Below are 1476 nucleotides of genomic sequence, written 5' to 3' on the forward strand. Positions count from 1 at the left end.
CGCTCCTATAGCCTCCTCATCTCGGAGCAATTGCCTGTGACTGACTGTGCTGACCCGACCAACGAACAGAATCCTGGTTCGCTCGCCCCGGATACAGCGGGCTTAGCCTAGAACGGATGTGTTTCGTCGTAACAGTCACGGGTTGCGAAGCTTGGAAGGTGCTATCAACGTCGTCGCACCACAGGTCTAACTGGCCCTGCTTCTCGTACTCGGGCCAATTCGGTTCACCACGGATTGATAATCGTCTTCCCAGCGTATGACGCAAATCAACTGGGCGATATTCTAGACCGGCGTCACGACGCCTATCACAATGGTGTTCTCTCAGAGGATGTGATCCCGTTGTGTTCTGCATTTAGAATCGCGCATTACGAAGCACCGGCAATATGGCAAGGAAGACCTGAGAATCAGCCGGAATCTGGTGGCCACCTACCTCGACATCTCGCATTGATACCTTGTTAAATTCCCAATAATATACGTCCGAAATATGAATATCATAATAAGTCGCAATGATACAACGAGGAATAAGTTGAACAAAGTTTAACAAGGTGTAGGTGGAATATCCGACCTGCGTTGAGGGATAGCCGTGAGGATAGAACGCCGCCATCTCCCCAGAAAAATGACACGCGCTCTCCGAAAAGTGACATGCGAACTATACGAACGGGAGACTCAAATCCGTGATTTGTGTTGTGATTGTCATAAAATAGATTACAGAGGGGGTGGTGCGGATAGTACACTGCTATCAAATAGCAATTGCTCCCCCGGCCGTGACCAAACCCTCTGGTTCATTGAGTCACGATGCGTGTAATCCAGATCGAAGTATCAGATGACAAGATAGATTCAGCTAAACGGACTCTGAACGACGAAGGAATTGACTACAGAATCACTGACATCCAGGATAAAAATGGAGATAATCTCGTCGAATTTCCGATTCCACGACAAGCGGTCGAGTACGTACTCGACGAACTTCGCGAGGCCGGAATCCAAGTCGACGACGAATACCGTGTCAATCTCCATGCAGAGGTTGCCAAGACTAAAAACATTGATAATATTATCGAACGATTCGTCAAAGACGAGAAAAAGAGTAATTATATCTCCCGCGAGGAACTTATCGCACGAGCCCGCAACTCGACCTCAAGTAGTTTCACCTACTACCTAATGACGCTACTGGGCGTCATCATTGCGACGTCTGGCCTACTGTTGAATTCGCCTGCCGTCGTCGTGGGTTCAATGGTGGTCGCCCCACAGCTCGGTGCAGCATTGATGGCGTCGGTCGGTATCGTCACCAACGACCGTGAGATGATCGTCAATGGGTTCTCAGAACAGGTCGCAGGCCTCGGACTGGGACTCGTTGGGGCAACCATCATTCGTATTCGGTTAAGAGGCTAAATCGCAAGCCGACGGCTACCTGAACTCGTAGAGCGAAGGGGAGGTTGTATGAGACTCTCCCCGGATGCAATTACATCGCTGCTGACTTCG

General features: G+C 49.9%; 1 protein-coding gene. It reads left to right on the top strand.

Annotated elements, in window-relative coordinates; genetic code table 11:
* Positions 1-795: 795 nt before the first annotated feature.
* Complete coding sequence (locus tag ACR3FF_RS26985) at positions 796-1386, top strand: DUF389 domain-containing protein (RefSeq protein ID WP_458191164.1); 591 nt, start codon at positions 796-798, stop codon at positions 1384-1386.
* The last annotated feature ends 90 nt before the right edge of the window (positions 1387-1476 follow it).

Source organism: Haladaptatus ordinarius, assembly GCF_054177595.1.

What these genes read in the sequence shown, in the direction of transcription:
- ACR3FF_RS26985 (WP_458191164.1), top strand. Translation starts at nt 796, where the DNA reads ATGCGTGTAATCCAGATCGAAGTATCAGATGACAAGATAGATTCAGCT.